The organism is Bacteroidota bacterium (assembly GCA_016195025.1).
GTDB lineage: Bacteria > Bacteroidota > Bacteroidia > Palsa-948 > Palsa-948 > Palsa-948.
Genome location: JACQAL010000042.1, coordinates 40,177 through 66,186, shown reverse-complemented (window position 1 = coordinate 66,186; position 26,010 = coordinate 40,177). Strand labels below are relative to the sequence as shown.

Here is a 26,010-nt window from a genome sequence, read left to right as displayed (position 1 = left end):
TAAAATGTAAGATGGCAAAGCAAATTACGAATGTCGAGTGTCGAATGTCAAATTTATTTTTTGCATTTCGTATTGTTCGTACCATTTCGTTTTTCGAGGATTTAGGGAAAGCAAATTTACCGATTAAACGTTCAACTATATAATTTATTTGAATGAAGAACTCACCCCTGCTTAGCTTTCCCCTCTCTTTTAAAAAGAGAGGGGATTAAGGGGAGAGTATTGTTGTTCATTTTTCTTTTCTTGTTCTTTCTATCCTTTTTTTAGTTTTGCTTCGTTCCCGGCACGCCACCACTAAAAATTATTCTATGAAACAACTATTCTCCTCTCTCCTGCTCTTCGCATTTTTCTCTCTGCCTTTTTATTCTTCCGCGCAAGGCGATGATGCGCTGGAGAACGCAAAGACGAAACAAAAAGCCGGAAGCCATTCCGAAGCCATTGCCGCTTTCACTTCCATCATTAAACAGCACGATGCCGATGTGCAGAAATATTTGCAGCAGTTGAGCGACTATGAAAAAATTCCTGCGTTCGAACGCGCAGAAAAAGGAATGGAACCGCCACCGGTAGATATAAATCTCGCCATGCCGTATTACCTGCGCGGCTATTCCTATTCCGTTACCGGAAAAAACACCGATGCCATGAATAATTTCAACACCGCCATAAAAATAAATCCCAAACTGGGCGCTGCGTATTTTCAGCGCGGAAAACTTTTATGGACCACCGGCAAGCGCGATGACGGCTGCATTGATTTGGGAATGGCGGCAAGTTTAAAGGACTCGGTGGCGAAAGAACTGTTCGAAGAAAAATTCTGCTGGAAGGAAGCGGTGGCGGCTTACCACGAAGCATCTTCAAAAATAAATTTCAACGAATACCAGCCGGTGCTCGACCTCATGCAGAAGGCAATCAAACTCTGTCCTGACAGCGCGAATTACCTGGGCATGCGCGGACGGGCGTATCTCGGTCTTGGAAAAACCGAACTCGCCATGGCTGATTTTGAAAAAGCCATTTCACTCAGCCCGAAAAGTTTTCATGCGTGGTACGGACGGGGCGTGGTGAATTACACCAAAGGAAAATGGCAGGAAGCATTTGATGATTTATCAAAAGCAGTTGAACTGAATGACCACTTTGCTCCTGCTTATTTATACCGCGCGTATGCCTGCGAAGGCATGGATAAAAACCAATCCGCCATTTACGATTACCAGCAGGTGGAGCGCTGGGATCCTCTTAGCGGACTTGCCTGGTTCAAGAGCGGATTGCTGCGCAGCGCCATGGGCGACCAGGTAGGCGCCTGCAAAGATTTTCACAAGGCAACACAACTCAGTTATCCCGAAGCAATGGACTATGCCGAAAAATGCGATAAGCCGCAGAAGAAAAAATAAATTGAGAGCAGGAAATTTCAGTAAGAGTTTTTCTTTTCACTCACATCTATTGCAACTAACATTGCAATAAATCCCCAGAACGGAGCCGATGCTTTGTCGGTATCTAAAAAATTATTCAGCGTGCCATGCCATGTATTATTTGTATTTTTGTTTCATGAATTGGCAAGAACACATAGTTTCTGAAAAAAATATTTTACTCGGCAAACCGTCTATAAAAGGAACAAGAATATCGGTTGAGTTAATCCTTGAACTCCTTTCATCGGGCTGGACAGAGAAAATGATTTTAGAAAGTTATCCTAATCTCACAGAAAATAATTTAAAAGCAGTGTTTGCTTACCTTAAGGATTGCATTCAGCATGAATTATATTTCCCTCTGAAAAGAGCGTAATGAATTTTTTGGCAAACGAAAATTTTCCTTTCCCATCGATTTCTTTTATCAGAAATGAGGGGCATTTTATATTCTCAATCAGCGAACTATCGAATGGAATTTCTGATGAGCAGGTTATTCAGAAAGCAATAAAAGAAAATCTAATCATATTGACCTTTGATAAGGATTACGGAGAATTAATTTTCAAATTCGGAATAACAAATCCTCCGGCAGTTGTATTTTTTAGGTATAAGGGAAATAATCCGCTGTTCGCAGGAAAAATTCTCTGTGATTTGACAGTAAAAGCCGGGTTGAAACTTGAAAAAAACTTTACTGTGATTGAGGAAAATGATATACGCCAGCGCCAGTATTAATCTACCTTTTTATTTCCTTTTGTATTTACATCCATCTCCACTCCATAGGAATCCATCGCCACTAACATTGCAATAAACCCCCAGAACGGAGCCGATGCTTTGTCGGTATCCAGAAAATTATTCAGCGTGCCGTGCACAAAATAAGTAATCAGCCCAAGAATAATTGCAAGCGCAAACACTCTTGCTTTTTTATCCGGTGAATGATAAATTATTTTTGCCGCTGTGAGCAGCGTGGTTACAACAATTGCAATCATGGCGAGCATTCCAATCACCCCGCTTTCCGCCAGCGGACCAATGTATTCGCTGTGCGCGTTTCCTTTTTCTCCGAAGTTGGTGGAGATTTGTGTTTTCTCGGTGGAGATTTGAAAAGGCGCGTATTGAAACTGGTAAGTGCCCGGTCCCCATCCGAAGAAAGGTTTTTGTTTGAACATCCGTATTGCCGAAGCCCACCGGTTGAAACGCTCGGTGTTGGAAGCATCGGTGGTTACGTTGGCAATGGATTGAAGGCGCTGTTCAATGTCGCGGTTCTTCACATTTTTATACCTTCCCGATTGAAGCGAAATCATTATTTCATTCTGGTAAACAAAAAACAAAACAATCAGAACTCCGAGCGCAATCAGAATCGGAATCAAACGAATGCGCAGTAAATAAATCAGCAAACTTCCCGCAGCAAAAATTAAACTCAGCCATGCCGCGCGCGTGTAAGAAAAAATTAATCCCGCGATGAAAAGCAAGAGCGTGAAAAATGCATAGTAGCGGATTCCTCTCGGTGAATTTTTATCAAACGAAAAAAGAATCAGCGGAGGAAGATACATGGCGAGCATGGCTCCATACGAAGTGTGGTCGTTGTAAAACGGAGTCATGGCAATGTGCGCGGGCGCTTCTGCAAAATTATCCATGGCGTGATTAATGAGCGTGTAAATAATTACAATTGAAAAAGAAATCATATAGAGCCAGATATATTTGCGCATATTTTTCTTTTCCCTGAAAAGATGCAGCGCCACAAAATAAAACGGAATCACCAGCCATAAGCGCGAGAGCAAAAACTTCCACGACACCATCGGCAGCGAACTGGTGATGCAGGTGAATGCCATCCAGAGAAGATTGATGAGAACGGCAATGGTAACCGGATGAAAAAATATTTTGCGTTCAATTTTTCCCTCGTAAAATAACCGGAGAATATAAATGAGCATTACGCCAAAGAGCAGCGGCTCGGTGGGAAGTGAAATTGCCACGCCAAAATCACTTTCACGCAAAATGATGGAAAGCGGAGTGAGAAAAACAATCACGAGAACCAACACATCGAGCGCGACAAATGCAGTGAGTACCACCAGCAGCAGCACCGGCAGCACCATGAACCAATACATTTCTTTTGCAATGAAAAAAGTATTCAGCACAATGAACAGCGTGCTGAAGAGCATTACGTACCGGAGTTTTAGTTGGTCGGTCATGAAATCGGAATAATGGAATGGTGGAAAATTGGAATGATGGTTAATTGCCAACAAAACTATCTTCCCATTCTCCGTTTTTCTTTTTTCGTTGCAAGGATTCTATTAATTTGATTAATTTATTTTCTACCTTATAATGAAGCGCATCCAATTCTTCAAATTCATTTTCGGAAATCTGTTTCGCTTTATAGCATGAGTAATAACAAGAATGAAACTCTCCGCATGAGCCGAGAGAATAATTTAAAAAATTCAGATATTCTGTCAGCCCTCTTCGGCAATACCCTTCACTTATATTTCTTGAAATGCTGTGCGAAGCATCAATAGAATTAGAAGTAACTTTCATCAAATGATTCGGCAGTTTACAGAATGTTTTACAAGCAAGAAGGTAAAGTTCAATCGCATCTTGCCATACTTCCAACTTTTTATATCCGCGGTTTATGTTTTTCCTTTCAATTGCCATTTTGCATTTGTATTTCAATCTTCCATCATTCCATTATTCCATTATTCCTTTTTTGCATTTGCTTCTCCTTTCAGCACAGGCGTTGTGCTCTTCATTTCCATTCCCAGATTATAAAAAACAAAACTCCACACATCCGCCCATTCTTCAATTTGTTTTGCAGTGGGTTTTCCTGCACCGTGCCCTGCTTTCGTATCCACGCGGATGAGAATCGGGTTATTGCTTTTATTTTTTTCCTGGAGTGTTGCCGCAAACTTGAATGAATGCGCAGGCACCACGCGGTCATCGTGGTCGCCAGTCAGAACCATGGTGGCAGGATATTCCGTTTCTTTCACATTGTGAAGCGGAGAATATTTTACCAGGCAATTGAACTCTTCTTTGTTATCGCTTCTTCCATAATCGCTCGCCCAGTAATATCCGATGGTGAATTTATGATAGCGAAGCATATCGAGCACGCCCACTCCGGGCAATGCCACTTTCATTAAATCCGGGCGCTGCGTCATCACCGCGCCAATGAGAAGTCCGCCATTCGAACGTCCGTGCACAGCCAATTTCTGCGAAGAAGTATATTTTTCTTTAATCAGATATTCCGCAGCGGAAATAAAATCATCAAACACATTTTGCTTGTTGCATTTAATTCCCGCCTTATGCCATTCTTCTCCGTACTCACCGCCACCGCGCATATTCGCCACCGCATACACACCGCCATTTTCCAAAAACGCAACCGAGTTGGTAACAAAATACGGAGTGATGCTGATGTTGAATCCGCCATAGCCATAGAGGAAGCAGGGATTATTTCCATCGAGCGCAATTCCTTTCTTGTGCGTGATGAGCATGGGAATTTTTGTTCCGTCCTTGCTCGGATAAAAAACCTGCTTGCTCTCGTACTCGTCAGAAGCAAAATCCACTTTCGGCTGGAAGAAAACTTCCGAAGAATTGTTATTCATGTTGAACTTGTAAATCAGCGAAGGAGTTATATAATTGGTGAAAGAATAAAACGCAACAGAGTCCTTTTTATCTGAACTGAAACCTGCAACGCCCAGCGGAGGAGTGGAAATTTCTTTTTCCATTTTTCCGTCCAGAGAAAATATTTCCAACTTGGTGATTACATCGTGAAGATAGGTGCAGACAATTTTTCCGTTTGCAAGCGAAACGCTTTCGAGCAAATCATTTGTCTGGGGAATAATTTTTTTCCAGTGCGCGCTGTCGGGTTTGTTCGGGTCAACGAGCACCAGTTGATATTTCGGAGCGTTTGCGTTAGTATGAACCAGCAGCATTTTGCCTATGTCATCAATCATTCTGTATTCATTTTTATAGGCAGTGTCCGCCCAATTCCATTTCTCGCTCTGAGATTCTTTCACGGCAAAAGAATTTCCGCTGGTAGATTCGCTTCCCCACAGCCCCATGTATTTTCCGTCATCGGTTGCAGAAACCGACCAGCCCCTGCCGGCATGAGATTCATCGGCATAAATAATTTTGTCTTCACTTTGCTTTGTTCCGAGTTTATGAAAGAATGCTTTGTTGTTTTCGTTTTTGTTTGAGTACGCATGTGAAGTGGGCGCGGGATAGGTGCTGTAATAAAATCCATCGCCCTTCCACGATGCACCGGAAAATTTCACCCAGTGAAGCGTGTCGGGTAAAACTTTTTGCGTTTGAATTTCCATCGTAACCACATCATTCCAGTCGGAACCCGATTGCGAAAGATTGTACGAAATATATTTTCCGTCTTCGCGAATGCTCACGCCATTCAGCGCAAGTGTTCCATCGGCAGAAAGCGTGTTGGGGTCAATTAAAATTTTCGGAGCGCCAGTCAATCCTTCCTGCACATAGAGCACGCTTTGATTCTGCAAGCCGTCATTCTTATAGAAGAAATAATAGTTGCCGCGCCTGAACGGAGCGGTCATCTTTTCATAATTCCAAACTTGTGTCAAACGTTCTTTCATCTGCTGGCGGAAAGGAATTTTTCCCAGGTAATCAAACGTGACTTTGTTTTCTTCTTCCACCCATTTTTTTGTTTCATCGGAATTATCATCCTCCAGCCAACGGTACGGGTCGGCAATTTTTGTTCCGAAGTAATCATTCACCGTATCCGTTTTTTTTGTTTGCGGATAGGGAAGATGCGCGATGGTTGATGGTGGATGGTTGATGGTTGATGTGCACGAAGCCAAAAACAGAATTGAAGTGCCGGCAACTATCGGAAAGAAAAAAAAGTTTTTCATGGTTTGATTTTTAAGGAGGACAAATGTAAAAAATATAAACGCAGCGAGGTAATTCTTTTCAGCGTCCTTCGTATCTTCGCAACGGATGAAAAAAGAAACTTCCGAAAAAATTCTTTTGCTGAAAGCCGAACGCTTTTGCGCTTATCAGGAACGATGCAGGCAGGAAGTAAAAAAGAAGTTGAGGGAACTTGGCGCAGATGAAAAAACTTCGGCAAAAATTATTTCTTCGCTTGAAGAAGATGACTTCCTGAAGGAAGAACGCTTCGCGAAACTTTTTACTCAAGGAAAATTCAGAATCAAGCGATGGGGAAAAATAAAAATAAAAGCGGAATTGAGAAAGAAAAATATTGCAGGCGGTTTAATTGAAAACGCATTGGAAGAAATTAATGAAGAAGAGTATTTGAAAACCATTCAGCATCTCGTAAATAAGAAATCAAGAGAAGTCAAAATTCAAAATTCAAAAGAGAAGATCAGAAAAGTACTGATGTTTCTTTTATCACGCGGGTTTGAATCAGAAATGATTTGGAAAATTCTAAACAGCAAGAGCGCCTAACTTTTCCCCGAATTCAAAACTCAACAGCGGCATATTGCAAACCTGGCATAAATCGCATTTGCTGTAACTAATCCAATGGTCGCGCTCGTTATAAGGAAATTTATTCACAGCGCTCTTGAGCATTAATTTTTGTTTCATTGCGAGCGCAGACATCATCGGATGCTTGGCAAAATAATTCAGCGCGCGAAACGGATCTTTTCTCAAACTTTCAAGGGTAGTCGGATAGCGTGCAAGCAAACGCACGCAAACAATGTCAATATTTTTTTCCAGCACATCTTCTTCGAAAACATCCACGTCAATACCATAACCGATGGTAAGCACATCGCCTCCCCATAAATTTTCAAGAGAATGCTTGAGCAAATAATATTTTGTTCGGATAAGAAGTTTTGTTCCTTGAGGTTCTGCTGACCTATACACTTTGAATTTATTTTTCTCGAACCTTACATTGAAATAATTATTCTCAAGCAAATCATCCAGGCGAATGGAAAAATCCACATCCTCTAAAACAATTTTGTCGTAAAGATTTTTAGTATGCTCGAGGCACTCAGAAATTTTTTCAACCAGCAAATCTGCCTTATCCTCATTGATGTAAATTATTTTTTCTGCCTTCTTCATTTCATCAGAATATATTTCCGGAATCAAATGATTCAGCGAACCGTTCTTTTCCAATGCATAATAGGGTGAATCATTATGAAATCCATCTTCATCAAAATAATCTCCGGGATTAGGAATGTAGAATTTTACAGAAGTGTTTGCATCAAAATTTTCTCTATAGTATTGTTCAAGATAAGTTCTTGGAAACTTCACATCGTTTATCCATAATTTATCAGGCGAGAGCAAAACAAAACCGGGCGCAAAAGGAATTGCAACATCGGGCTGAAGATAGTGAATGAACTTTGCAAAATTATTTCCAAAATACTGCTCGCGGATTTTTGCAATCTCAACATCATTTTTTGTTTTATAGTGAACTGCGTTTGGAAAATATCCCGCTCCCGCCCATCCTGAAAACAAGTAATGAATTTTCGGCCAGCGTTTTTTTATTTCTCTGAGAAACATTGCCGTCACATTCTGGTGATGCGAGTTCAATGCATCATTTATATTTACAATTACAGTATCCTTTATTTCAATCACGATTAAACTTTCCAAACCAAAACCGATGTAAGTAATTTTTGTTGTGGGGGAAATTTGATATGCTTTGAAACTTTCCGCTTCCGTAACATTTGAAAAATTTCTTTCGTGAAAAAAATTCCTGATGCCTTTTCTCCACTGATAAGGAAAAAAAACTTTCGCGCTGTTCGGCAATTCTTCCAGCGATTCGCTGTGCAAATGATCTTCATGCCCGTGCGAATAGAAAATGTGTTTTACATCGGACAGCATTTTTGTATTCACAGGTTTTGGAAAAAGATGCCACTGGTTGAGATAAGCCGAACCTTTAAACCACGGGTCAATCACCAATTGGGTGTCGCCCGTGTCTATGTAAAGGCAGGAGTGGCAAACATATTCGATACGCATGAAAAAACACAACGAGAAAGAATCTGTTTTATTGTACGTACTTTATTTCTTGCTGTTCCGAATCAGCACATCAAAGCGATAATAGGCGTGCGGAAGAGTTGCATCCTGCGGAATGATGGATGCGTTAAGATTATTTTTTTCGCACCAGCCGAGAATTTCTTTCGGGTTAATCCACCATCCGAGAAAACATTCGCCTTTTTTTCCGCGGAGGAAACGAAATAATTTTTCGCGATAAAACTTTGCAGGAGATTCGTAGTAATTCCACATCCGGGTTTTATCAGGAACATCTCCTATGAAAATCCATCCTTTATTTTTTGTAACGCGCGAAAGTTTCTCCAGAATTTTTTCCCGCTTGCTTTTAGTAAAATACTGAAACGAAAAATAGCAATAGGATTTATCAAAAAAGTTTTCGGGAAAAAATTTATCAATGAGCATGACATCGGAGAAATGAAGCCGCAGGTTGTAAATATTTTCTTTCAATTCCAGTTTACGGGCAGCATCCATGAGCAGTTCCGAATGGTCAACCCCGTGAATTTCCTTGCACGCGCGCGCAATATACCGGGTGAGCCCGGCATTTCCGCAGCAAACATCAAGCACACTATCGTCTTTCTCAAACTGGACTTTATCAATAATATCCGCAGCAATTTTTTCAAAATTATACTGCTCTCCCCTGCGTCCGCTTTGCTCCAGCAGGGAGTCATCGGAAGGAAACGCCCATTTGCCAATCCACGCATCGTGAACCATTGAAAAATATTTTATCCCTATGGGAAGAATTGAAAAGGCGAAAGTACGAAATAGAAAAGCGGGAAAACAAGAAAGTACGAATGAGCAGACGAATGAAGCGAATGGCTGTTATTCGCTCCGAACAAAGTTGACTCGTCTCCGACTTGTCGGAGCGGTGCCGTATTCCATCGGACAGATTCGCAAAGATTAGTTATCCGTAACTACACCACCGTAATCTTCACACTCTGGCTCCAGTCGGCATCGGCTGCTTTTTCTTTTTTCAATTTGCGGCTGGTTTTGCTTTTTCTCGCTTTTACCGGAAGAATGACGCGGAAGCGGAACCAATAATCTGTTTTCACTGCGAGATTAAACACCGTATTTTTGGTTTCGAGTGTGCAGATGGGGTCGCAATACGTAAAGTTAATGTTATCGGTGCTTTGCTGCCAGAGGTAAGCGGCTTTTTTGGCTGCGGCTTTGGCAATTAAATCGCACGAGCCGCTCATATCTCCGTTGCGCACGGTAAGGTCATCTTTGGTTCTTGAACCTCTTCCTTTTATTTCCATTCCCGCCCCTTCCACCATTGCCTCTGCGTTGGCAATGTTTGCGGGCTGGTTCACCACCTTTTGCACCACTGCGCGCAGGGCGTCTAATTGATTATACACTTCTAATTTCTTTTCGTTGGCAGCAGCCGCTGCGCCCGGCTTGCGGTTGAGCACATCGCCTTCATCGGCAGTAAGCAGGTTTATATCCGCCTGCAGTTGCGGAAGGTCGTTCTGAATAGTGGGAAAATTGTTGTTTCCCTGCAGCAAATCGTGAATATGCTGTGCCTTGGGAATGAAAATGCCGGTATTGGTTTTTGATTCCACCGGAAGCACCACCTGCACTTTGTTAGTTCCTTTTTTTGTTGCCATAATTTTAAGGAGTAAGGGTTATTGGGTAAGAATTATTGATTAGACATTATTCAGATTAGATATTTATATTCAGATTAGATATTTATAGAGGTTTGTCATTTCGAACCCTGCTTTGAGGGTGAGAAATCTCCCCCTGAATGAGGAGATTTCTCCCTTCGGTCGAAATGACAACATACACATAGTTTCTTATTTTGAATAATGTCTATTGTTTTTGAAGAATCATTCTTATCAGGGAATTCATCCGAATGCTGATGGTATCTTTCTGCTCGTGGAAAGCATCCACCAGCATGTGGAAAGCATCTTTCTGCTCGTGGAAAATGTCTTTCTGCGTGTGGAAGGATACTTTCTGCTCGTGGAAAGCGTCTTTCTGCGTGTGGAAAGATACTTTCTGCTCGTGGAAAGCATCCAACAGCATGTGGAAAGCATCTTTCTGCTCGTGAAAAGCGTCTTTCTGCGTGTGGAAAGTGTCTTTCTGCTCGTGGAAAGCATCTTTCTGCGTGTGGAAAGCATCTTTCTGCTCGTGGAAAATGTCTTTCTGCGTGTGGAAAGCATACTTCTGCTCTTGAAAAATAGCATTCATTTCTCTTGTTGTATCTTTTAGTTTGCCCTTATAAATAACCTGCATGTTTATTCCTGCATTTTATAATAAAGCGGCAAATATAAAACGGAGAAATAACAATGCAAAGCCCTTGGGGCTTTTCAGAAAATAGAGATTAATGGTAAATAGCAGGCAGTTGGCAGTCGGTCCGATGGAATACGGCACCGCTCCGACAAGTCGGAGACGAGTTAACTTTGTTCGGAGCAGTCAGCAATTGCCGACTGATGACTGTGGATTGCTGACTCATTGATTTTTTGCAAACTAATGTTCGTTCAGTATAATTGCTCCCCGCATGGCCTACTTAACAAAAAAAGAAATGCTTGTTATTTTATTTGACAAAGAACCCCGTTTGCTGCAAATTGCCGCGCTGAGCGAAGAGGGCTTACAGGAAAAAGAAATAGTGAAAAAAACCGGCATGGCGCTGGGTACGGTTAAAAACAAACGCAAGCGCCTGCTGAAAATGCTGGGCGCGAAAAGCATACGCGAGGCAAAAATTGACCTCATTAAGCACGGGTTTCTGGTGGCGGTAACTACCAAAGCATTTACGCCCGACACGCAGCCAAGTACAGCCCTGCGTGACTTTATTATAGAACTGGAAGATAAGGAGAGAGAGGAAGAATGGAGCAGGAAGAAAAATAAACTGGGGTGGAAGCCGTAGAAAGAAATGAATGCAATTCTTCTCATCCGCTCATTCATTTGCTTTTGCAAAATAAATTTTTACTTTTGTTGTTCCAATGGCTCGTTGCGTTTTGCTCTGAAGTGCGAAATCAAAACGTCAACCAAACAAAATGTTTCATGAAAAACAAATTTGCGTTCGCGCTGAGAGTGCTCCTACCTGCGGCAGGCAAGTTCTCTCTCTCTCTGATTTTTTCTTGCGGCATTTTCCCCCTTTTTGAAGGGGGCGCAGGGGGATGTAAAGCGCAAACCCTCTCCGCCAACCTGCAATCGTTCAGCATTCTTTCCGGCTCATCGGTTACATCAGTTCAAACCACCGATGTGAACGGAAACGTGGGCGCAGTGGGAACGGTTGATTCTTTTCGGGATTCACTTAGCACCATGCTTGGCTGTAAATTAATCGGACCAAATCTTGCTCCTGATGGAAGTATGGAGGATACTGTTTGTTGTCCTGATGGTGTTACGACACCGTATATTCATTGTGCATCACCTTGGTTTGAAGCAAGCCCCTCTCCTGATTATTTCCACGAATGTGCTTACCCAAGTTCAGTAGGAGTTCCTGTTCAAGGTTTATATGCTAAAGATGGTAAGGCATTTGCAGGATGCCATACTTATCAATATTTTTCTACCGGTGGCGGAGTAGAATTTATTGAATATCCTTTGCCAAATACCTTAGCAAATGGGAAAAAATATAACATTGGATTTTATGTTTGCCCTTCAAAATGGGCGTGTGCACCGCACGATGCTTTTCATGCTATTTTATCTACGGACAGCATTATAATTACATCGCTCCCTTATTATGCTACACCCGATATTGCTAACCCATCAGGTAATATTATCAGTGATACTTTAAACTGGACATTAGTGTCGGGTTATTACACAGCAAAAGGCGGAGAGAAATTTGTAACGCTTGGAAATTTTTATCCTGCCTCTAAAACCCATTTTGCTCCGGGATACGATTCCACTACTGCTGTTTCTTATTATTATTTCGATAATCTTTTTATTTATGAAGTTGAAGATACGGCAACAAATATTATTTATGTTCCAAACGCTTTTTCTCCCAATGATGATGGAGAGAACGATATTTTTTCTGTCTGGGGTGATTTAGACGAATTGCATTGCGAAATTTATAACCGATGGGGAGAAAAAGTTGCCGAACTGAATAAACCAAAAGAAGGATGGGATGGCAGAGTGAACGGGCAACTATGTAATACTGGCGTTTATTTTTATTACTTAAATGCAAAAGATAAAAACGGGAAGGAGATTACGAAGAAAGGAAATGTTACGTTGATGAAATGAATCTGTACTGTCCCCCTCGGACAAAAAGTTTTAGAAAAAAAGTTTCAAAAGAAAATAGAAGTGGATGTTTCGCCTTTCGGGAAGGGATTGTTTTTAGTGGAGGTGTGTGAAACACCGAACATCCCCCTTATTCCCCCTTCAAAAAGGGGGACAGAAGTTCGATGCCATACGGAGAAGGTGGTGATTGAGTAACTCACCCTGTCCGTCAGTTGACGGACATCCTTCTCTTTGTAAAGAGAGGGAAAGAGGGAGAGTTTCTTTGAAAGTTTTTACGGAGAAAGTGCTGGTGGAATAATATCCGGTCTGTTTCCCCATATATACTCAAGTCATCTGCGAATATGAATCCTCACGCCCCGATGTATCGGGATGAAACAAATGTACGAGTTGCGTATTGTTCTATGCGTTTCATTCGCTCCGAACAAAGTTGCGGAGTCCGTATTCCATCGGACAGATTCGGTTTTTATTCGTCCCATAGGGATGAAACATATTCGCAGATGCAACCTTTCCGCCTTCTTTTTCATCTTTAATCTATCTCGCCACAATTAACAACCAACTGCTCACAACAAACGGGCGGTAGTTTTTCGTTGATTGAAACATTAACAGTATCTTTGTTCCGCTAAATTCTTCTGACTTGAATCCACTTCGCAAAATATTTTTTATTGGCTTGTATTTGTTGCCGGCTGCCAACTGCCTGCTGCCGACTGCTGCTGCGCAGGTAACCGCCAACTTTTCCGCATCGCCCATTGCAGGATGCGCTCCGCTGGTGGTGCAGTTCACCGATATGTCTTCGGGCGGAGTTACTTCGTGGAACTGGGATTTGGGCAACGGCAACAAGCCGGTGATTCAAAATCCTTCCACCATTTATTCCAGCACCGGAGTGTACACGGTAACGCTTACGGTTTCCAACGGCTCTTCGAGCAACACGCTCATCAAAGTAAATTACATCAACGTGTACAACAAGCCCGCTGCCGGATTTACGATGACCGATGACACAGTTTGCATAGGAGAAACTGTAACCTTCACCGATGCCACCGTAATTTCTCCGGGAGGCGCGCCCATCGGAACCTGGGCATGGAACTTTGGCGATGGAAACAACGCTTCGGTAACGGTTCCTTCGGTAACGCATCCGTACACCACTGCCGGAAATTACCCGGTGAGTTTGATTGTTACCGATACCAACGGCTGCACGGGAAACATTGTTCAGAATATTGTGGTGGTGCCAAAACCCAGCGCTTCGTTCAGCGCCACGCCTACTTCCAAATGCACGCCACCGCTTGTTGTTTCGTTCACGAACACTTCAACCTATACCGGAAGCACCACGTTCACCTGGTATTTTGGAGACGGAAGCAATTCCGCTTCCACCAATCCTTCGCATACGTACACCGCTTCGGGAACATACAATGTTTCATTAGTGGTTCACCAGGGCGGATGCACCGATTCAATTACGCTTACGAATTACATCACTATACAAAACATTGCGGCAAGTTTTGTGGCAACGCCCACGGTTATTTGCACGGGGCAAACCGTTACGTTCACCAATACTTCCGTGCCTGCTGCGGTTTCCGCCAACTGGAATTTCGGAGATGCAACTACTTCTGCCACTATAAATCCTTCACATACGTATACTGCCGCGGGAACATACACCGTTACCATGACCGCCACCGATGCAAGCGGATGCACGGGCACGATAAAAAATACCATTGTGGTAAATCAAACTCCCACCGCGAATTTTATTGCCGATACGATGGTGGCATGTTCGGTTCCCTTCACGGTGAATTTTACGAACACTTCCACAGGCGGAGCAACTTATTCGTGGAACTTTGGCGATGGAAATACTTCCACGCTTCAGAACCCCACGCATACGTACACGGCAACCGGAACTTACAACGTTACGCTCACGGTTACCAACGCAAACGGAACCTGCAATGCAACCATTACAAAAAATGCGTTCATCCTAATTTCTCCTCCCGTTGCCAACTTCATTCATGTTCCCGACAGCGGATGCGTTCCGCTCACTGTGAATTTTACCAGCACCAGTTCAAGCGCCATTGACCCGATTGTAATTTATGCATGGAACTTTGGAGATGGAGGAAATTCCGCGCTGCAAAACCCGGTTCACACCTATACTGCCACCGGAGTTTATTCCGTAACGCTTACCATTACTACGCAAAACGGATGCACCGCCACGCTCATCTGCAACAACTGCATTAAAGTGGGAACTCCGCCTGTGGCGAACTTTGGCGCGGTGCCCGATACGATTTGTTTCGGTTTGCCAATCAACTTTTATGATTCTTCTTCCGTTCCCGTTACGGGCTGGTACTGGAACTTTGGCGATGGAGGAAATTCCACCTTGCAGAATCCCACGCATACGTATGCAGACACCGGAACGTATCAGGTGTATCTCATTGCATACAACAACGGCTGTTCGGATACAAGCGCCATCAAGAATGTGGTCATACTTCCGCCCAAAGCGCAGTTCACTTACACGCTCAGTTGCGTGAACTATTACACCGTAGGTTTCACCAGCACTTCGGAAGGAGCCGATTCGCTGGTATGGAACTTTGGCGATGGAACTATTGATTCTTCCAATACAACTAATCCTGTTCATACCTACGGAGTGCGCGGACCGTTCACGGTTACGCTCACTGCCTATAATTATTCTTCGGGATGCAACAATGTGTACACGGCTTCTTTCACCATTGCAGAACCCATTGCGAGTTTCACCGTGGCGAATACGTTTGGATGTTATCCGTTCACTGCGAATTTTACCGGCACTTCGCAGGATGCGAATAGTGTCTGGTGGAATTTCGGAGACCCTTCGACAATTGCTGACACTTCCATCATAAATAATCCTGCTTATACTTACACGGCAACCGGGCAATATCCTGTAACGCTCATCATAACCGATGTGAACGGATGCAAGGATACGGTAACGGATACGCTGGGCGCGCTGGGTCCTTATCCGTATTTTTATGCCGACACGCTCACCGGCTGCCGCCCGCTGCTGGTAACATTTATTGACACTTCGGTTTCCGATTCGGTGATTACCCAGTGGATTTGGAATTTCGGTGACGGAACTATTGATACTACCTACAACGATTCCATCATTCACACGTATACAACTCCCGGCAATTACAATGTTACCATGCAGATTACCGATACCAACGGCTGCGTGAAAAGCATTACGGTTAATAATTACATCAATCCCACTTTCCCCTACCCTGCTTTCACGCTGGATACGTTTGCCTGCAAGGGAGATATTCTTACGCTTGATGCTTCGGCTACAAGCGGTGTGGGGCTAAGTTACGCGTGGAACTTTGGCGATGGAAACACGGCCACTACCACGAGCGCGCTCATCACGCATAGTTATGCAAGCGATAGTTTATATGTGATAACGCTCACCGTTACCGATGCAAACGGATGCGACAGCACCATTACTGACACGGTTCTTATTCTGAAACCCAAGGCGAATTTCGGCTGGGCGCTCGACACTATCTATTGTGGATTTGCGCAATATACATTTACAGATTCATCTACCGGCTATGTTACAAACTGGAATTGGAACTTTGGCTCTGCAGGCAGTTCCACGCTTCAGAATCCAACTGTTTTTTATCAGTCCGGTGGTATTTATAGCGTAACACTTACAATCACAAATGCGGGGTTGTGCACTGATACATTGGTGTTAGACAGTATTATTTCCGTTCCGTTTGCTGCCGGAAATTTCAGTTTGACTCCCACTTCAGGATGTAATCCGCTCACGGTTTGCTTTCATTCCAACTCGATAAACACTTCTTATTACTATTGGGATTTTGGAGACGGAGTTACGGGTATTTCATACGGAGCGGATACGTGCCATACCTATACAGTTCCCGGCTCGTGGAATCCGCAACTGCTGCTGGAATATACGCTGCCTACCGGACAGCCCTGCTCGCAACTCGCCACCAATCTCAGCGGAGCGGTTACGGTAACCAATGTAATTAATGTTGCGTTGAACGAACCCTCCATCATTCATGTTCCGCAGGACAGCATTGTGGCGGTAACCACTTCTTACAACGGAGGAGTTCCGCCTTATACTTTCAACTGGTCGCCAAGCACGGGTATCAGTTGCGCCAGTTGCGATAACATTTTCATTGTGGGAACAGGCGATACGGTGCAATATACGTTTGAAGTATATGATTCTGCCGGATGCATCGGCATCATCAAACTGGTTGTTCTCTCCGAGCCCTGCTTCCAGCAGAAATTAATTCCCGATGTGTTCACTCCCAATGCCGATGGCGTGAACGATGTGTTTTACATTCCCGGTGTGTGCCCCGATGAAAATTACACCTTGCAGATTTACGACCGATGGGGCGTGCTGATTTTCTCCACTTCGCTGCGCAATCATGGCTGGGATGGAAGAACTAATGCCGGACTGGAAGCAAAAGACGGAGTGTACTATTATATAGTAGCGCTTGCCAACCAGAAAGATAAAAACGGAATGCCGGTGGATGATTCCGTGTTCAAGGGGTTTGTGCATTTGATACGGTGAGGCGCGAACAATTATTTTGCTATAACGATTCTCGTGGTTGTTTTATTTTGTCCTGATATTAATTCGCAGAAATAAATTCCCGCATTCAAATCGCTCACATCGTATTTTGTTTCGTAAGAAGAAGCAAATAAAGATTGCAATGGTAAAAATGTTTTCACCAGATTTCCATTCAAGTCAAAAAGAGAAATGGAAGCCATTCCGTCTTTCTTCAAATTGTATCGCAAAGTAATTTCTCCGTTCGATGAAGGATTGGGATAAGATGAAAGTGAAAGCGAAGTGCTTTCCAAATTCTCATCGATAGGAATAACTTTTATTTCTGTTGGTTCAGTGGTTTCAACATAAGTAGATTCAGGTACAGCAAATTCTCCGTCAATAATATTCTGAATGCTGTCGTTGGGAATTGGATCAATCAACGGAGGAGTTTCAATATGTTCAGGAAGCGCAACCATCATTCCCATAACCATTTGGCTTTTCTCTATAGTTTCTACTGCTGTGATTACAGTATCGTGAATAACAGTCGGCTCGATATTTTTAATCACTTCCGGCTCTATAGAAATCGCAACACTTCCGGTTACCGCAGGAGGAGTTTCAATAATGGCAACTTGTCCTTTTGTTGGTTGAACAATTGCATTTCCTTTTACAGTTGGCTGAGTAACTGATGCTTGTCCAAGAACTGATTTGATTTCATCAATCGGCTCAATCGCAACATCGCCTTTCATCATTGAGTTGCATTTGGGAACTTTCGGAACAACAGGAGTGATGTCTTTTATTGTTACTGTAGAATCTTTTACTTCATCTCTTTTGATTCTCATCTCTCCCTTCACCGGTTCGTGATATTGCGGCATTGCCATTTTTCCCATAATCTTTTGCGCAGTGGATTTTGTAGAGTTAAATAAAAATCCTCCAAACACAAGAAACAATGCCATCGCAAATCTTTTTACTTTTCTGAAGTTAAGTGCATATGGATTCAAATCAGGAATTGGTGCGGGAACAGGTGTCAGTTGGTCTTCATTAAACCGCCCGCACACTTTTTTGCCCGCGCTCATTTCTTCAACAAGCACGGTTTCGATTTCTTCGGCAGATTTTTTTGTGAAGTCGTGCACCGATTTGCTGCATACTTTGCAGAAAGCGCCTTTTTCATCGGGCGTGAATTTGTTCCAGTCCTCGTGACATGGCTTTGGAATGCTGATACGGAAGTTGGTAGTGGTGTCCATTGGTTTGAAGGTTTGGTTTGAGAGTATGATGCAAGTCATTTTTAAATTCCATAAAAAAAAATTACGGAAGATTGGAAGGATGGAATCTGGAAGAATGGCAACAGCCCAAACCATCCAACATTCCAATCTTCCATTCTTCCATTGTAGTTTTATTTTATCTTTGCTTCCCTTTGAAAAATTATTTTTATGAAGTTTCTCGTCTGCATTTCGCAAGTTCCCGATACCACCACCAGAATAACTTTCACGCCCGATAAAAAAGCATTTAATTCAGCAGGAGTTCAGTTTATTATCAATCCCTATGATGAAATTGCGCTGACACGAGCGCTGGAAATAAAAGAAGCGCAAGGAGGAACGGTAACTGTTATCAATATTGGACAGGCAAACACAGAACCGAATCTCCGCAAAGCGCTTGCGATTGGCGCTGACGATGCCATCCGCGTGAACGCAGAACCGACCGATGCATACTTTGTGGCATTTCAGATTGCAGAAGTTGCCAAGAAAAATTCTTACGATGTTATCCTCACAGGAAAAGAATCCATTGATTACAATGGCGGACAAGTTCCAATGATGCTCGGAGAACTTTTGGGAATTCCTTCCATCTCTGTTGCAACGAAACTTGATGTGAACGGAACAATTGCAACACTCGAAAGAGAAATTGACGGAGGAAAAGAAATTCTTGAATCAAAACTTCCTTTCGTTGCCGCTGCTCAAAAAGGAATGGCAGAACCAAGAATTCCGAATATGCGGGGAATTATGACAGCGAGAACAAAACCTCTTGCAGTTGTTGAACCTGCTGCATGTGAAATGCTGAGTGGTTCTGGTCAATATGATTTACCCCCTGCAAAAGGAGAATGCAAAATGATTGATCCGAATAATGTGGGAGAGTTGGTTCATTTATTACACACGGAAGCAAAAGTTATTTAAAAAATATTTTTTATGTCAGTAGTAGTGTTTGCGGAAAACTGGGAAGGAAAATTTAAAAAATCAACTTACGAAGCAATTTCGTACGGCTCTGAAATTGCAAAACAAGTTGGAGGAAGTGTGACGGCAGTTGTAATCGGAAATGCAGGTGATGATGACATAATATCGCTTGGAAAATACGGAGCGCAAAAAGTTTTATCGGTGAAGAATGATAAACTGAATTCGCTCAATCCATCCGCGTTTGCTTCTGCAATTGTTCAGGCGTCACAAAAAGAAAATGCAAAAGTTGTAATTGTCTCCTATACATATTCCGGTCGCTCTGTTGCAGGAAGAGTTGCAGTGAAACTGAAAGGAGGATTGGTCGCTGGCGCAACGGCTCTCCCCTCTTCCACTTCTCCATTCACCATTCGTAAAAAATGTTTTTCCGGAAAAGGATTAACGGATGTAACTGTTTCTTCCGATGTAAAAGTGATTGGTCTTTTTCCGAATTCATTTCACATAAACACCGCAGAAGGAAGCGCAGCGATAGAAAATTTTTCTCCTTCATTCAGCGATTCAGATTTTAATTCCACTTCTAAAGAAATTAAAAAAACTTCCGGCAAAGTTGTACTCACTGAAGCGGAGATTGTTGTTTCGGGAGGAAGAGGATTGAAAGGTCCTGAGAACTGGGGAATGGTGGAGCAACTCGCAGAACTTTTAGGCGCTGCAACTGCCTGCTCAAAACCTGTTGCGGATGTGGGATGGCGACCGCATCACGAGCACGTGGGACAAACAGGAATCACCATCGCTCCGAATCTTTATATCGCCATCGGAATTTCAGGAGCGATACAACATCTCGCTGGAGTGAGTTCATCGAAAGTGATGGTTGCAATTAATATTGATAAGGAAGCTCCGTTTTTCAAAGCGGCTAACTATGGAATTTGCGGAGATGCCTTTGAAGTTGTTCCGAAATTAATTGAAGAAGTAAAAAAATTCAAAGCACAACATTAAAAATTGTTTGCATTTATTTTCGTAAATTCGTAGAGATTCGTTATCCGTACCATGAAGAAAGTTAAACTCGACATCATCGGACTCTCTTACAGCCAAACGCAGGCAGGAGCTTACGCACTTGTTCTTGGAGAAGTAAAAGGAAAGCGCAGATTACCCATTATCATAGGAGGATTTGAAGCGCAGGCAATCGCCATTCAACTTGAGAAAATGACACCAAGCCGTCCGCTTACGCACGACCTTTTTAAAAATTTTGCAGATACTTTCAGCATCAAACTGAATGAAGTCATCATTTACAATCTTGTGGAAGGAATTTTTTACGCGAAACTTATTTGCTTCGATGGAGAAAAAGAAGTGGAGATTGACGCGCGCACATCCGATGCCATTGCGCTTGCTGTGCGGTTTGATTGTCCGATTTTCACCTATGAATTTATTCTCTCCGCTGCCGGAATTATTCTCGAAGATCAGCCGAAAGAAGGCGGCATTGGTTCAGCAGCCATTGAAGAACCCGTTGTAAAAAAATCTTCGGAGAAAGATGATAAAGACCTTACAAAAAAATCTACAGAAGAGTTGAAAGAAATGCTGAAGAGCGCCATTGACGGAGAAAATTACGAAAAGGCATCCCGCATCCGCGATGAACTGAACAAGCGGAAAAAATCTTAGTTCATCTACATCTACTAATTTACCAATCATTACTAATGTACTAATACAGCCGTTTTTGGTTTTCATTAGTACATTCGTACAAATTAGTACATTAGTAGATAATGGAAAGATTTACCGGACTTATAGGAATAATTTTAATTTTCGGAATCGCATTTTTATTTTCCAACAACCGCAAAGCAATTAATCTCCGCCTTGTCATCAGCGGAGTGGCGTTGCAGATTCTCATAGCGATTTTAGTTCTCAAAGTAGAACCTGTGACAAAGTTTTTCCAGTTGCTCGGAAAAGGAATGGAAAAGATTGAACAGTTCGCAAAACAAGGCGCTGATTTTGCTTACGGAGGAATTGCCGCAGTTGACCCGGCAGGAAGTGTTCAAAATTATTCTGCGCCACACATTTTTGTTTTCGCTTTCAACATCACTGCGACAATAATTTTAGTTTGTATTCTCGTTGCAATACTTTATCATTTTGGAATTATGCAGCGGGTGGTTTCAGTAATTGCAAAAGCAATGAACTTCATCATGCGCGTAAGCGGTGCCGAATCATTGAGCAATGTGGCGAGTGCGTTTGTCGGACAGGTTGAAGCACAGGTGATGATTCGCCCGTATCTGCCGACAATGACAAAAAGTGAACTGCTCGCATCCATGAGTGGAAGCTTAGCTTGCATCGCAGGAGGAATTTTAATTGTGTACGCAAACATGGGCGCGAAAGCAGAATATTTAATCGCTGCAAGTTTGATGGCTGCACCGGGCGCGCTGGTGATTTCAAAAATTGTTTTTCCTGAAACAGAAGAATCGCAAACAATGGGAAAAGTAAAACTGGATGTGAAAAGTTCTTACAGTAATTTAATTGACGCCATCACACACGGGGCATCTGACGGATTTAAGATTTCGATGAATGTAATTGCAATGCTCATCGGTTTCATTGCGCTGATTGCACTCATCAACTGGATTCTCGGGCATATTCACATAGGAGAAACTGTTTTATCACTTGATTATCTCTTCGGAAAAATATTTTTCCCTTTCGCGTGGTCAATGGGAATTCCGATACAGGATGTGAACAGCGCGGCCGCACTGCTCGGACAAAAACTTACCATCAATGAATTTGTCGCATTTAAAAATCTTACAAGCCACTCTATTCCGATTCTGACTGAGAAAGGAAATTTAATTATCAGCATAGCGATTTGCGGTTTTGCAAACTTCAGCAGCGTGGGAATGCAGATTGGCGGAATCGGTGCGCTGGCTCCTGAGCGCAGAGCGGATTTAGCAAAACTTGGATTAAAAGCGTTGCTCTGCGGAACGCTCGCATCCTATTTATCAGCAACCATTGCAGGAATTATTAGTTGATAAAAAATAAAAAGGAGAGATACTATAATCCCTCCTTTCCAAAAAATAATTCCCCAATATTTTTACTTCAGTTTACCGAGACGTGCTGCAACTTTCGCTTTAGTGGTAGTATAAATTATTGGAATACCTGTTTTGTGTATTTCAACAGACGGGTATAATATTACATCGTATCCCTGATTTTTTTGCATCATGTCATATATAGCATAGGAAACGGTTTTATCGCCAATAAATTTCTGCAAGATAGGACCAATAATGGGAATGCCTGCAGAAACTTCTCCGCCCTGAGTGCTGCCCACGTCTTTTTTAAACAAGCGGGCAAAATCAATTCCAATAATTTTTGTGGAAGTGGCCTCGCCCGTTACCTGTGCGGAAAAAGTAAAGTCATCTTTTTTCCATTCCATGCGCGCATTTGGCTCACGCATCATTCTGCTGTTTAATGTGCAACTTGAAAACCCGATTGCGAGTATCAATGTGAAAATTACCATTTTTGTCTTTTTCATATTTTAATTTATTTAAAGGTTTGTGAGCGAAAGTATTATTCTCGCATATTCCTGAGTAAACTATTTATTAACAGCATTCAAAAGGCAAGTAAAAAATTTTACGTAGGTTTGAAAACATTTTATGAAAAAATATTTTTTACTTTTTGTTTGCCTTGAAATTTTTTCTCTTGCTTATTCTCAAAGTATAGATGACCATTTCAAGTTAGACCAAATCGGCTACCAGCCGAACGACAGAAAAATTTGTGTCATCTCGAATCCGCAAACGGGTTACAATGCTCCAAGTCCTTACACTCCGGGAAATACGTTGGAAGTAAGAAAGCAATCAAACAACACTTCTATTTTTTCCGGAACGCCTGTTGCCTGGAATAGTGGCGCAACTCACATGCAGAGCGGAGATAAATGCTGGTGGTTTGATTTTTCTTCTGTGACTACGCCAGATGATTACTATATATATGATGCGACAAATAATAAACGCTCTTATACTTTTTCGATTCGTAATGATGTTTACAATGATGCACTGAAGCACGCGCTGAGGTTTTTTTATTACCAGCGCTGCGGAATGGCAAAAACTTCGCAGTATGCCGGAACAAATTACACCGATGTGATTTGCCACGAAGGAACAATGCAGGATTTAAAATGCCGCGATGTTACACAGCCGAGCAATTCTTCTCTCGAAAAAGATTTATCAGGTGGATGGCACGATGCAGGAGATTACAACAAGTACACTAACTTTTGTTTCGCAACGGTAAATTATTTGCTGGATGCATATGAACAGAACCCAAAAGTTTTCAAAGATAATTACAACATTCCCGAAAGCGGAAACGGAGTTCCTGATATTCTCGATGAAACAAAATATGAACTCGACTGGCTTTTGAAAATGCAGAACAGCGATGGAAGCGAACTGATGAAAGTTTCCACGCAGGGATTTACGGGCGGTTCGCCTCCGAGCACCGACACTCCGCAACGGTTTTATGGTCCTGCTCAATCATCCGCAACAAGAACAGCAGCAAGTTTGTTCGCGCACGCATATTTAATTTACAACACGATTCCTTCTTTGCAATCGTATGCGAATACACTTCTTGCAAAAGCGCAACTCGCGTGGACTTGGCTTCAGAATACTCCGGGATATTCCAACTATAATAATTCCGGTTTCTCCAGCGCAAATCCTGAAGTTTCAAATTACGATCAGGATGCTCATTCGTTAACTGCAGCGATTTATCTTTTCGCTGCAACAGGAAATTCTTCTTACAAAACTTTTATTGACAACAATTATAATATTCAACCGATGCAATGGACGTATTGGTATCCGTTTGAATCTCCTTATCAGGATGCGCTTCTTTATTATTGCAAAACAACAGGAGCAACTGCAAGCGTGGTGAACGCGATAAAAAATAATTGCATCTCTTCAACTTCTTCCAACAATGCCGGAATGCTTCCTGCGTACAATAACCAAACGGACGCTTACATGGCGCAGATGCAGGACAACGATTATGTGTGGGGAAATAATCAGTTCAAGTGTGAGACGGGTTCCATCCTATATAATATGGTGCAATATAATCTGGATGCAGCGAATCAAACAAAATATAGGAATGCCGCGGAAGGTTACATTCATTACATCCACGGAATGAATCCGCACGGAAATGTTTTTATGACGAATGCAAATTCTTTTGGCGGAGATTTTTTCACACACGAAATTTATCACGGATGGTTTGGTGATGGAACTGCGTTCGATGGAGGAGTTTCTCCTTACGTTGGTCCTCCGCCCGGATTTATTCCCGCTGGCGTGGACAAAGATTTCGCTCCCGATGCTTCTTATACAGGCCCAACGCTTGCCCCTCCGCAAAATCAACCCGTTCAGAAAAGTTATAAAGACTGGAACACTTCCTTTCCCGAAAACTCCTGGCAGATTTCTGAAGTGGGGATTTATGTAAATGCTGCGTATGTGAAATTACTTTCAAAGTTTGCGGACACAACTTCTTCAGTTACTTCTGCAGAAAATATTTCTCTGGAAAATGATTTTACGATTTATCCGAATCCATCAAACGGCAAATTCAAAGTGGCAGTTGGAAGCAGCGGCAGTCAAACAGCAATTAAAGTTTTTAATATTTATGGTGAATTTATTTTTGAATCTCAAACCGTAAAATCAGAAACTGAAATCACACTCCCTTTAGGGCTGGGGCAAGGAATTTATTTTTGCAGAATCACAAACGGAGAATTTTCCAAAACAGAAAAATTAATTATCTCCCGATGAAAGCCAAAGTAAATAACAAATATGATTTTGTTTTGGAAGGAGAAAAAGATTTTGATATAGTTGAAATCAAACAGGGTATTTTTCATATCATCAAAGACAATAAATCTTACAATGCCGAAGTTCTGAAAGCAAACAAAGAAGAAAAAAGTTTTGTCATTCGCATAAACGGAAACAAATACACAGTTCAATTAAAAGATAAATACGATGAATTGTTAAAAGAATTGGGAATAGACAATGCGTCAACCAAAAAAGTAAAAGAAGTAAAAGCACCAATGCCCGGTTTAGTGGTTGATGTTCGCGTGAAAGAAGGTGATGCTGTGAAAAAAGACGATGGATTAATTGTTCTGCAGGCGATGAAAATGGAAAACATAATTAAATCTCCAACAGAAGGAAGCATAAAAAAAGTTCATATTAAAAAAGGAGATGCGATTGAGAAAAATCAGGTAATGATTAGCTTCGCGTAATCTTCGAAAAACGAAATCTTACGAACAATACGAAAATGACAAACAACAGCAGCGGCAGCGTAACATTACACAGGGTTTTGAAAGCGGCTCCCGAAAAAGTTTTCCGCGCCTTTTCCGATCCCAATGCTCAGGCGTTTTGGCTTCCTCCTTACGGATATTTAGGCGTGGTTCATCAATTGGATTTTAAAGCGGGAGGCAGTTATAAAATGTCTTTCATAAATTTTTCCACCGGCAACGGACATTCCTTCGGAGGAAAATTCCTGGAAATAAAACCGAATGAATTCATAAAGCACAGTGATAAATTTGACGACCCGAATTTGCCCGGTGAAATGACGACTTCAATTTGGCTTAAAAAAGTTTCCTGCGGCACGGAACTAAAAGTTATTCAGGAGGGAATTCCTTCCGCTATACCAACAGAAATGTGTTATCTGGGATGGCAGGAATCTTTGGATAAATTGAAAAAGTTAGTTGAGCCCGAAATTCCGGATGCAGCATAAAAATATTTTCAAATGAAAAAAGAAAATTCAAACCGCAGAGAGTTTCTGAAAAAAGTTACGCTCGCAGGAGTTGGACTTACACTCCTGAACAAATCTTTCGGAGAAGAAAATAATTTCTCCGAAAGCGGAA

At 42.2% G+C, this 26,010-nt stretch carries 24 protein-coding genes; 15 read left to right on the top strand and 9 right to left on the bottom strand.

Going from position 1 to position 26,010, the window contains the following annotated elements; all coding sequences use genetic code 11:
* The first annotated feature begins 305 nt into the window (after positions 1-305).
* From HY063_08910 to HY063_08900, 3 genes are all read left to right on the top strand, one after another.
* Positions 306-1,376: a tetratricopeptide repeat protein gene (locus HY063_08910; GenBank protein ID MBI3501901.1), complete on the top strand. Its 1,071-nt coding sequence runs from the start codon at positions 306-308 to the stop codon at positions 1,374-1,376.
* Between the two features lie 154 nt (positions 1,377-1,530).
* A complete protein-coding gene (locus tag HY063_08905) occupies positions 1,531-1,764 on the top strand; it encodes a DUF433 domain-containing protein (protein ID MBI3501900.1) in 234 nt (77 codons plus the stop codon).
* An 8-nt stretch (positions 1,765-1,772) separates the two neighbouring features.
* Positions 1,773-2,117: a DUF5615 family PIN-like protein gene (locus tag HY063_08900; GenBank protein ID MBI3501899.1), complete on the top strand. Its 345-nt coding sequence runs from the start codon at positions 1,773-1,775 to the stop codon at positions 2,115-2,117.
* Here HY063_08900 and HY063_08895 read toward each other — a convergent pair.
* The 3 genes from HY063_08895 to HY063_08885 are packed head-to-tail and all read right to left on the bottom strand — an operon-like array spanning position 2,114 to position 6,241.
* Positions 2,114-3,568 carry an O-antigen ligase family protein gene (locus tag HY063_08895; protein MBI3501898.1) on the bottom strand — a complete coding sequence of 485 codons (1,455 nt, stop codon included), beginning with the start codon at positions 3,566-3,568 and terminating at the stop codon, positions 2,114-2,116. The genes HY063_08900 and HY063_08895 overlap by 4 nt on opposite strands.
* Before the next feature lie 40 nt (positions 3,569-3,608).
* A complete protein-coding gene (locus HY063_08890; protein MBI3501897.1) occupies positions 3,609-4,025 on the bottom strand; it encodes a four helix bundle protein in 417 nt (138 codons plus the stop codon).
* 41 nt (positions 4,026-4,066) lie between these two features.
* Positions 4,067-6,241: a S9 family peptidase gene (locus tag HY063_08885; GenBank protein MBI3501896.1), complete on the bottom strand. Its 2,175-nt coding sequence runs from the start codon at positions 6,239-6,241 to the stop codon at positions 4,067-4,069.
* A gap of 85 nt (positions 6,242-6,326) precedes the next feature.
* On the opposite strand from HY063_08885, the gene HY063_08880 reads away from it, so the two are divergent.
* Positions 6,327-6,794 carry a RecX family transcriptional regulator gene (locus HY063_08880; GenBank protein MBI3501895.1) on the top strand — a complete coding sequence of 156 codons (468 nt, stop codon included), beginning with the start codon at positions 6,327-6,329 and terminating at the stop codon, positions 6,792-6,794.
* Here HY063_08880 and HY063_08875 read toward each other — a convergent pair.
* Positions 6,774-8,306, bottom strand: coding sequence for an MBL fold metallo-hydrolase (locus HY063_08875; GenBank protein MBI3501894.1), 1,533 nt, complete (start codon positions 8,304-8,306; stop codon positions 6,774-6,776). The two genes, HY063_08880 and HY063_08875, sit on opposite strands and share 21 nt — an antisense overlap.
* 42 nt (positions 8,307-8,348) lie before the next feature.
* Complete coding sequence (locus HY063_08870) at positions 8,349-9,050, bottom strand: class I SAM-dependent methyltransferase (protein MBI3501893.1); 702 nt, start codon at positions 9,048-9,050, stop codon at positions 8,349-8,351.
* Positions 9,051-9,069: 19 nt separating this feature from the next.
* Between HY063_08870 and HY063_08865 the strand changes: the two genes are divergently transcribed.
* Positions 9,070-9,240: a hypothetical protein gene (locus HY063_08865; GenBank protein ID MBI3501892.1), complete on the top strand. Its 171-nt coding sequence runs from the start codon at positions 9,070-9,072 to the stop codon at positions 9,238-9,240.
* A gap of 10 nt (positions 9,241-9,250) precedes the next feature.
* Here the strand turns inward: HY063_08865 and HY063_08860 are convergent, their stop codons facing one another.
* Positions 9,251-9,940, bottom strand: coding sequence for a hypothetical protein (locus HY063_08860; protein MBI3501891.1), 690 nt, complete (start codon positions 9,938-9,940; stop codon positions 9,251-9,253).
* A gap of 202 nt (positions 9,941-10,142) precedes the next feature.
* Complete coding sequence (locus tag HY063_08855; GenBank protein ID MBI3501890.1) at positions 10,143-10,520, bottom strand: hypothetical protein; 378 nt, start codon at positions 10,518-10,520, stop codon at positions 10,143-10,145.
* Positions 10,521-10,830: 310 nt separating this feature from the next.
* Here HY063_08855 and HY063_08850 point away from each other — a divergent pair, with 310 nt between their 5' ends.
* From HY063_08850 to HY063_08840, 3 genes are all read left to right on the top strand, one after another.
* A complete protein-coding gene (locus HY063_08850) occupies positions 10,831-11,196 on the top strand; it encodes a hypothetical protein (GenBank protein MBI3501889.1) in 366 nt (121 codons plus the stop codon).
* A gap of 137 nt (positions 11,197-11,333) precedes the next feature.
* Positions 11,334-12,512 (top strand): gliding motility-associated C-terminal domain-containing protein, encoded by a 1,179-nt coding sequence (locus tag HY063_08845; GenBank protein ID MBI3501888.1) that lies wholly within the window; start codon positions 11,334-11,336, stop codon positions 12,510-12,512.
* Between the two features lie 631 nt (positions 12,513-13,143).
* The gene (locus tag HY063_08840) at positions 13,144-17,040 is read left to right on the top strand and encodes a PKD domain-containing protein (GenBank protein ID MBI3501887.1); all 3,897 of its coding nucleotides are present in this window, start codon (positions 13,144-13,146) and stop codon (positions 17,038-17,040) included.
* Positions 17,041-17,051: 11 nt separating this feature from the next.
* On the opposite strand, the gene HY063_08835 is transcribed toward HY063_08840, so the two are convergent.
* The gene (locus HY063_08835) at positions 17,052-18,293 is read right to left on the bottom strand and encodes a T9SS type A sorting domain-containing protein (GenBank protein MBI3501886.1); all 1,242 of its coding nucleotides are present in this window, start codon (positions 18,291-18,293) and stop codon (positions 17,052-17,054) included.
* A gap of 147 nt (positions 18,294-18,440) precedes the next feature.
* Between HY063_08835 and HY063_08830 the strand changes: the two genes are divergently transcribed.
* The 4 genes from HY063_08830 to HY063_08815 all read left to right on the top strand — a co-directional run bounded on the left by HY063_08830 (position 18,441) and on the right by HY063_08815 (position 22,168).
* On the top strand, positions 18,441-19,178 hold the full coding sequence (locus HY063_08830; protein ID MBI3501885.1) for an electron transfer flavoprotein subunit beta/FixA family protein: 738 nt from the start codon (positions 18,441-18,443) through the stop codon (positions 19,176-19,178).
* A 12-nt stretch (positions 19,179-19,190) separates the two neighbouring features.
* Positions 19,191-20,165, top strand: coding sequence for an electron transfer flavoprotein subunit alpha/FixB family protein (locus tag HY063_08825; GenBank protein ID MBI3501884.1), 975 nt, complete (start codon positions 19,191-19,193; stop codon positions 20,163-20,165).
* A gap of 51 nt (positions 20,166-20,216) precedes the next feature.
* On the top strand, positions 20,217-20,825 hold the full coding sequence (locus HY063_08820; GenBank protein ID MBI3501883.1) for a bifunctional nuclease family protein: 609 nt from the start codon (positions 20,217-20,219) through the stop codon (positions 20,823-20,825).
* Positions 20,826-20,926: 101 nt separating this feature from the next.
* Positions 20,927-22,168, top strand: a complete 1,242-nt coding sequence (locus HY063_08815) for a NupC/NupG family nucleoside CNT transporter (GenBank protein MBI3501882.1) — start codon at positions 20,927-20,929, stop codon at positions 22,166-22,168.
* Positions 22,169-22,230: 62 nt separating this feature from the next.
* On the opposite strand, the gene HY063_08810 is transcribed toward HY063_08815, so the two are convergent.
* A complete protein-coding gene (locus HY063_08810; GenBank protein MBI3501881.1) occupies positions 22,231-22,668 on the bottom strand; it encodes a hypothetical protein in 438 nt (145 codons plus the stop codon).
* A gap of 121 nt (positions 22,669-22,789) precedes the next feature.
* Here HY063_08810 and HY063_08805 point away from each other — a divergent pair, with 121 nt between their 5' ends.
* Genes HY063_08805 through HY063_08795 form a run of 3 tightly spaced genes read left to right on the top strand, consistent with a single transcriptional unit; the run spans position 22,790 to position 25,880 of the window.
* Complete coding sequence (locus HY063_08805) at positions 22,790-24,919, top strand: glycoside hydrolase family 9 protein (GenBank protein MBI3501880.1); 2,130 nt, start codon at positions 22,790-22,792, stop codon at positions 24,917-24,919.
* Positions 24,916-25,383 (top strand): biotin/lipoyl-binding protein, encoded by a 468-nt coding sequence (locus HY063_08800; protein MBI3501879.1) that lies wholly within the window; start codon positions 24,916-24,918, stop codon positions 25,381-25,383. Before HY063_08805 ends, HY063_08800 begins: the two co-directional genes overlap by 4 nt.
* A gap of 35 nt (positions 25,384-25,418) precedes the next feature.
* Complete coding sequence (locus tag HY063_08795; protein ID MBI3501878.1) at positions 25,419-25,880, top strand: SRPBCC family protein; 462 nt, start codon at positions 25,419-25,421, stop codon at positions 25,878-25,880.
* Positions 25,881-26,010: the final 130 nt, after the last annotated feature.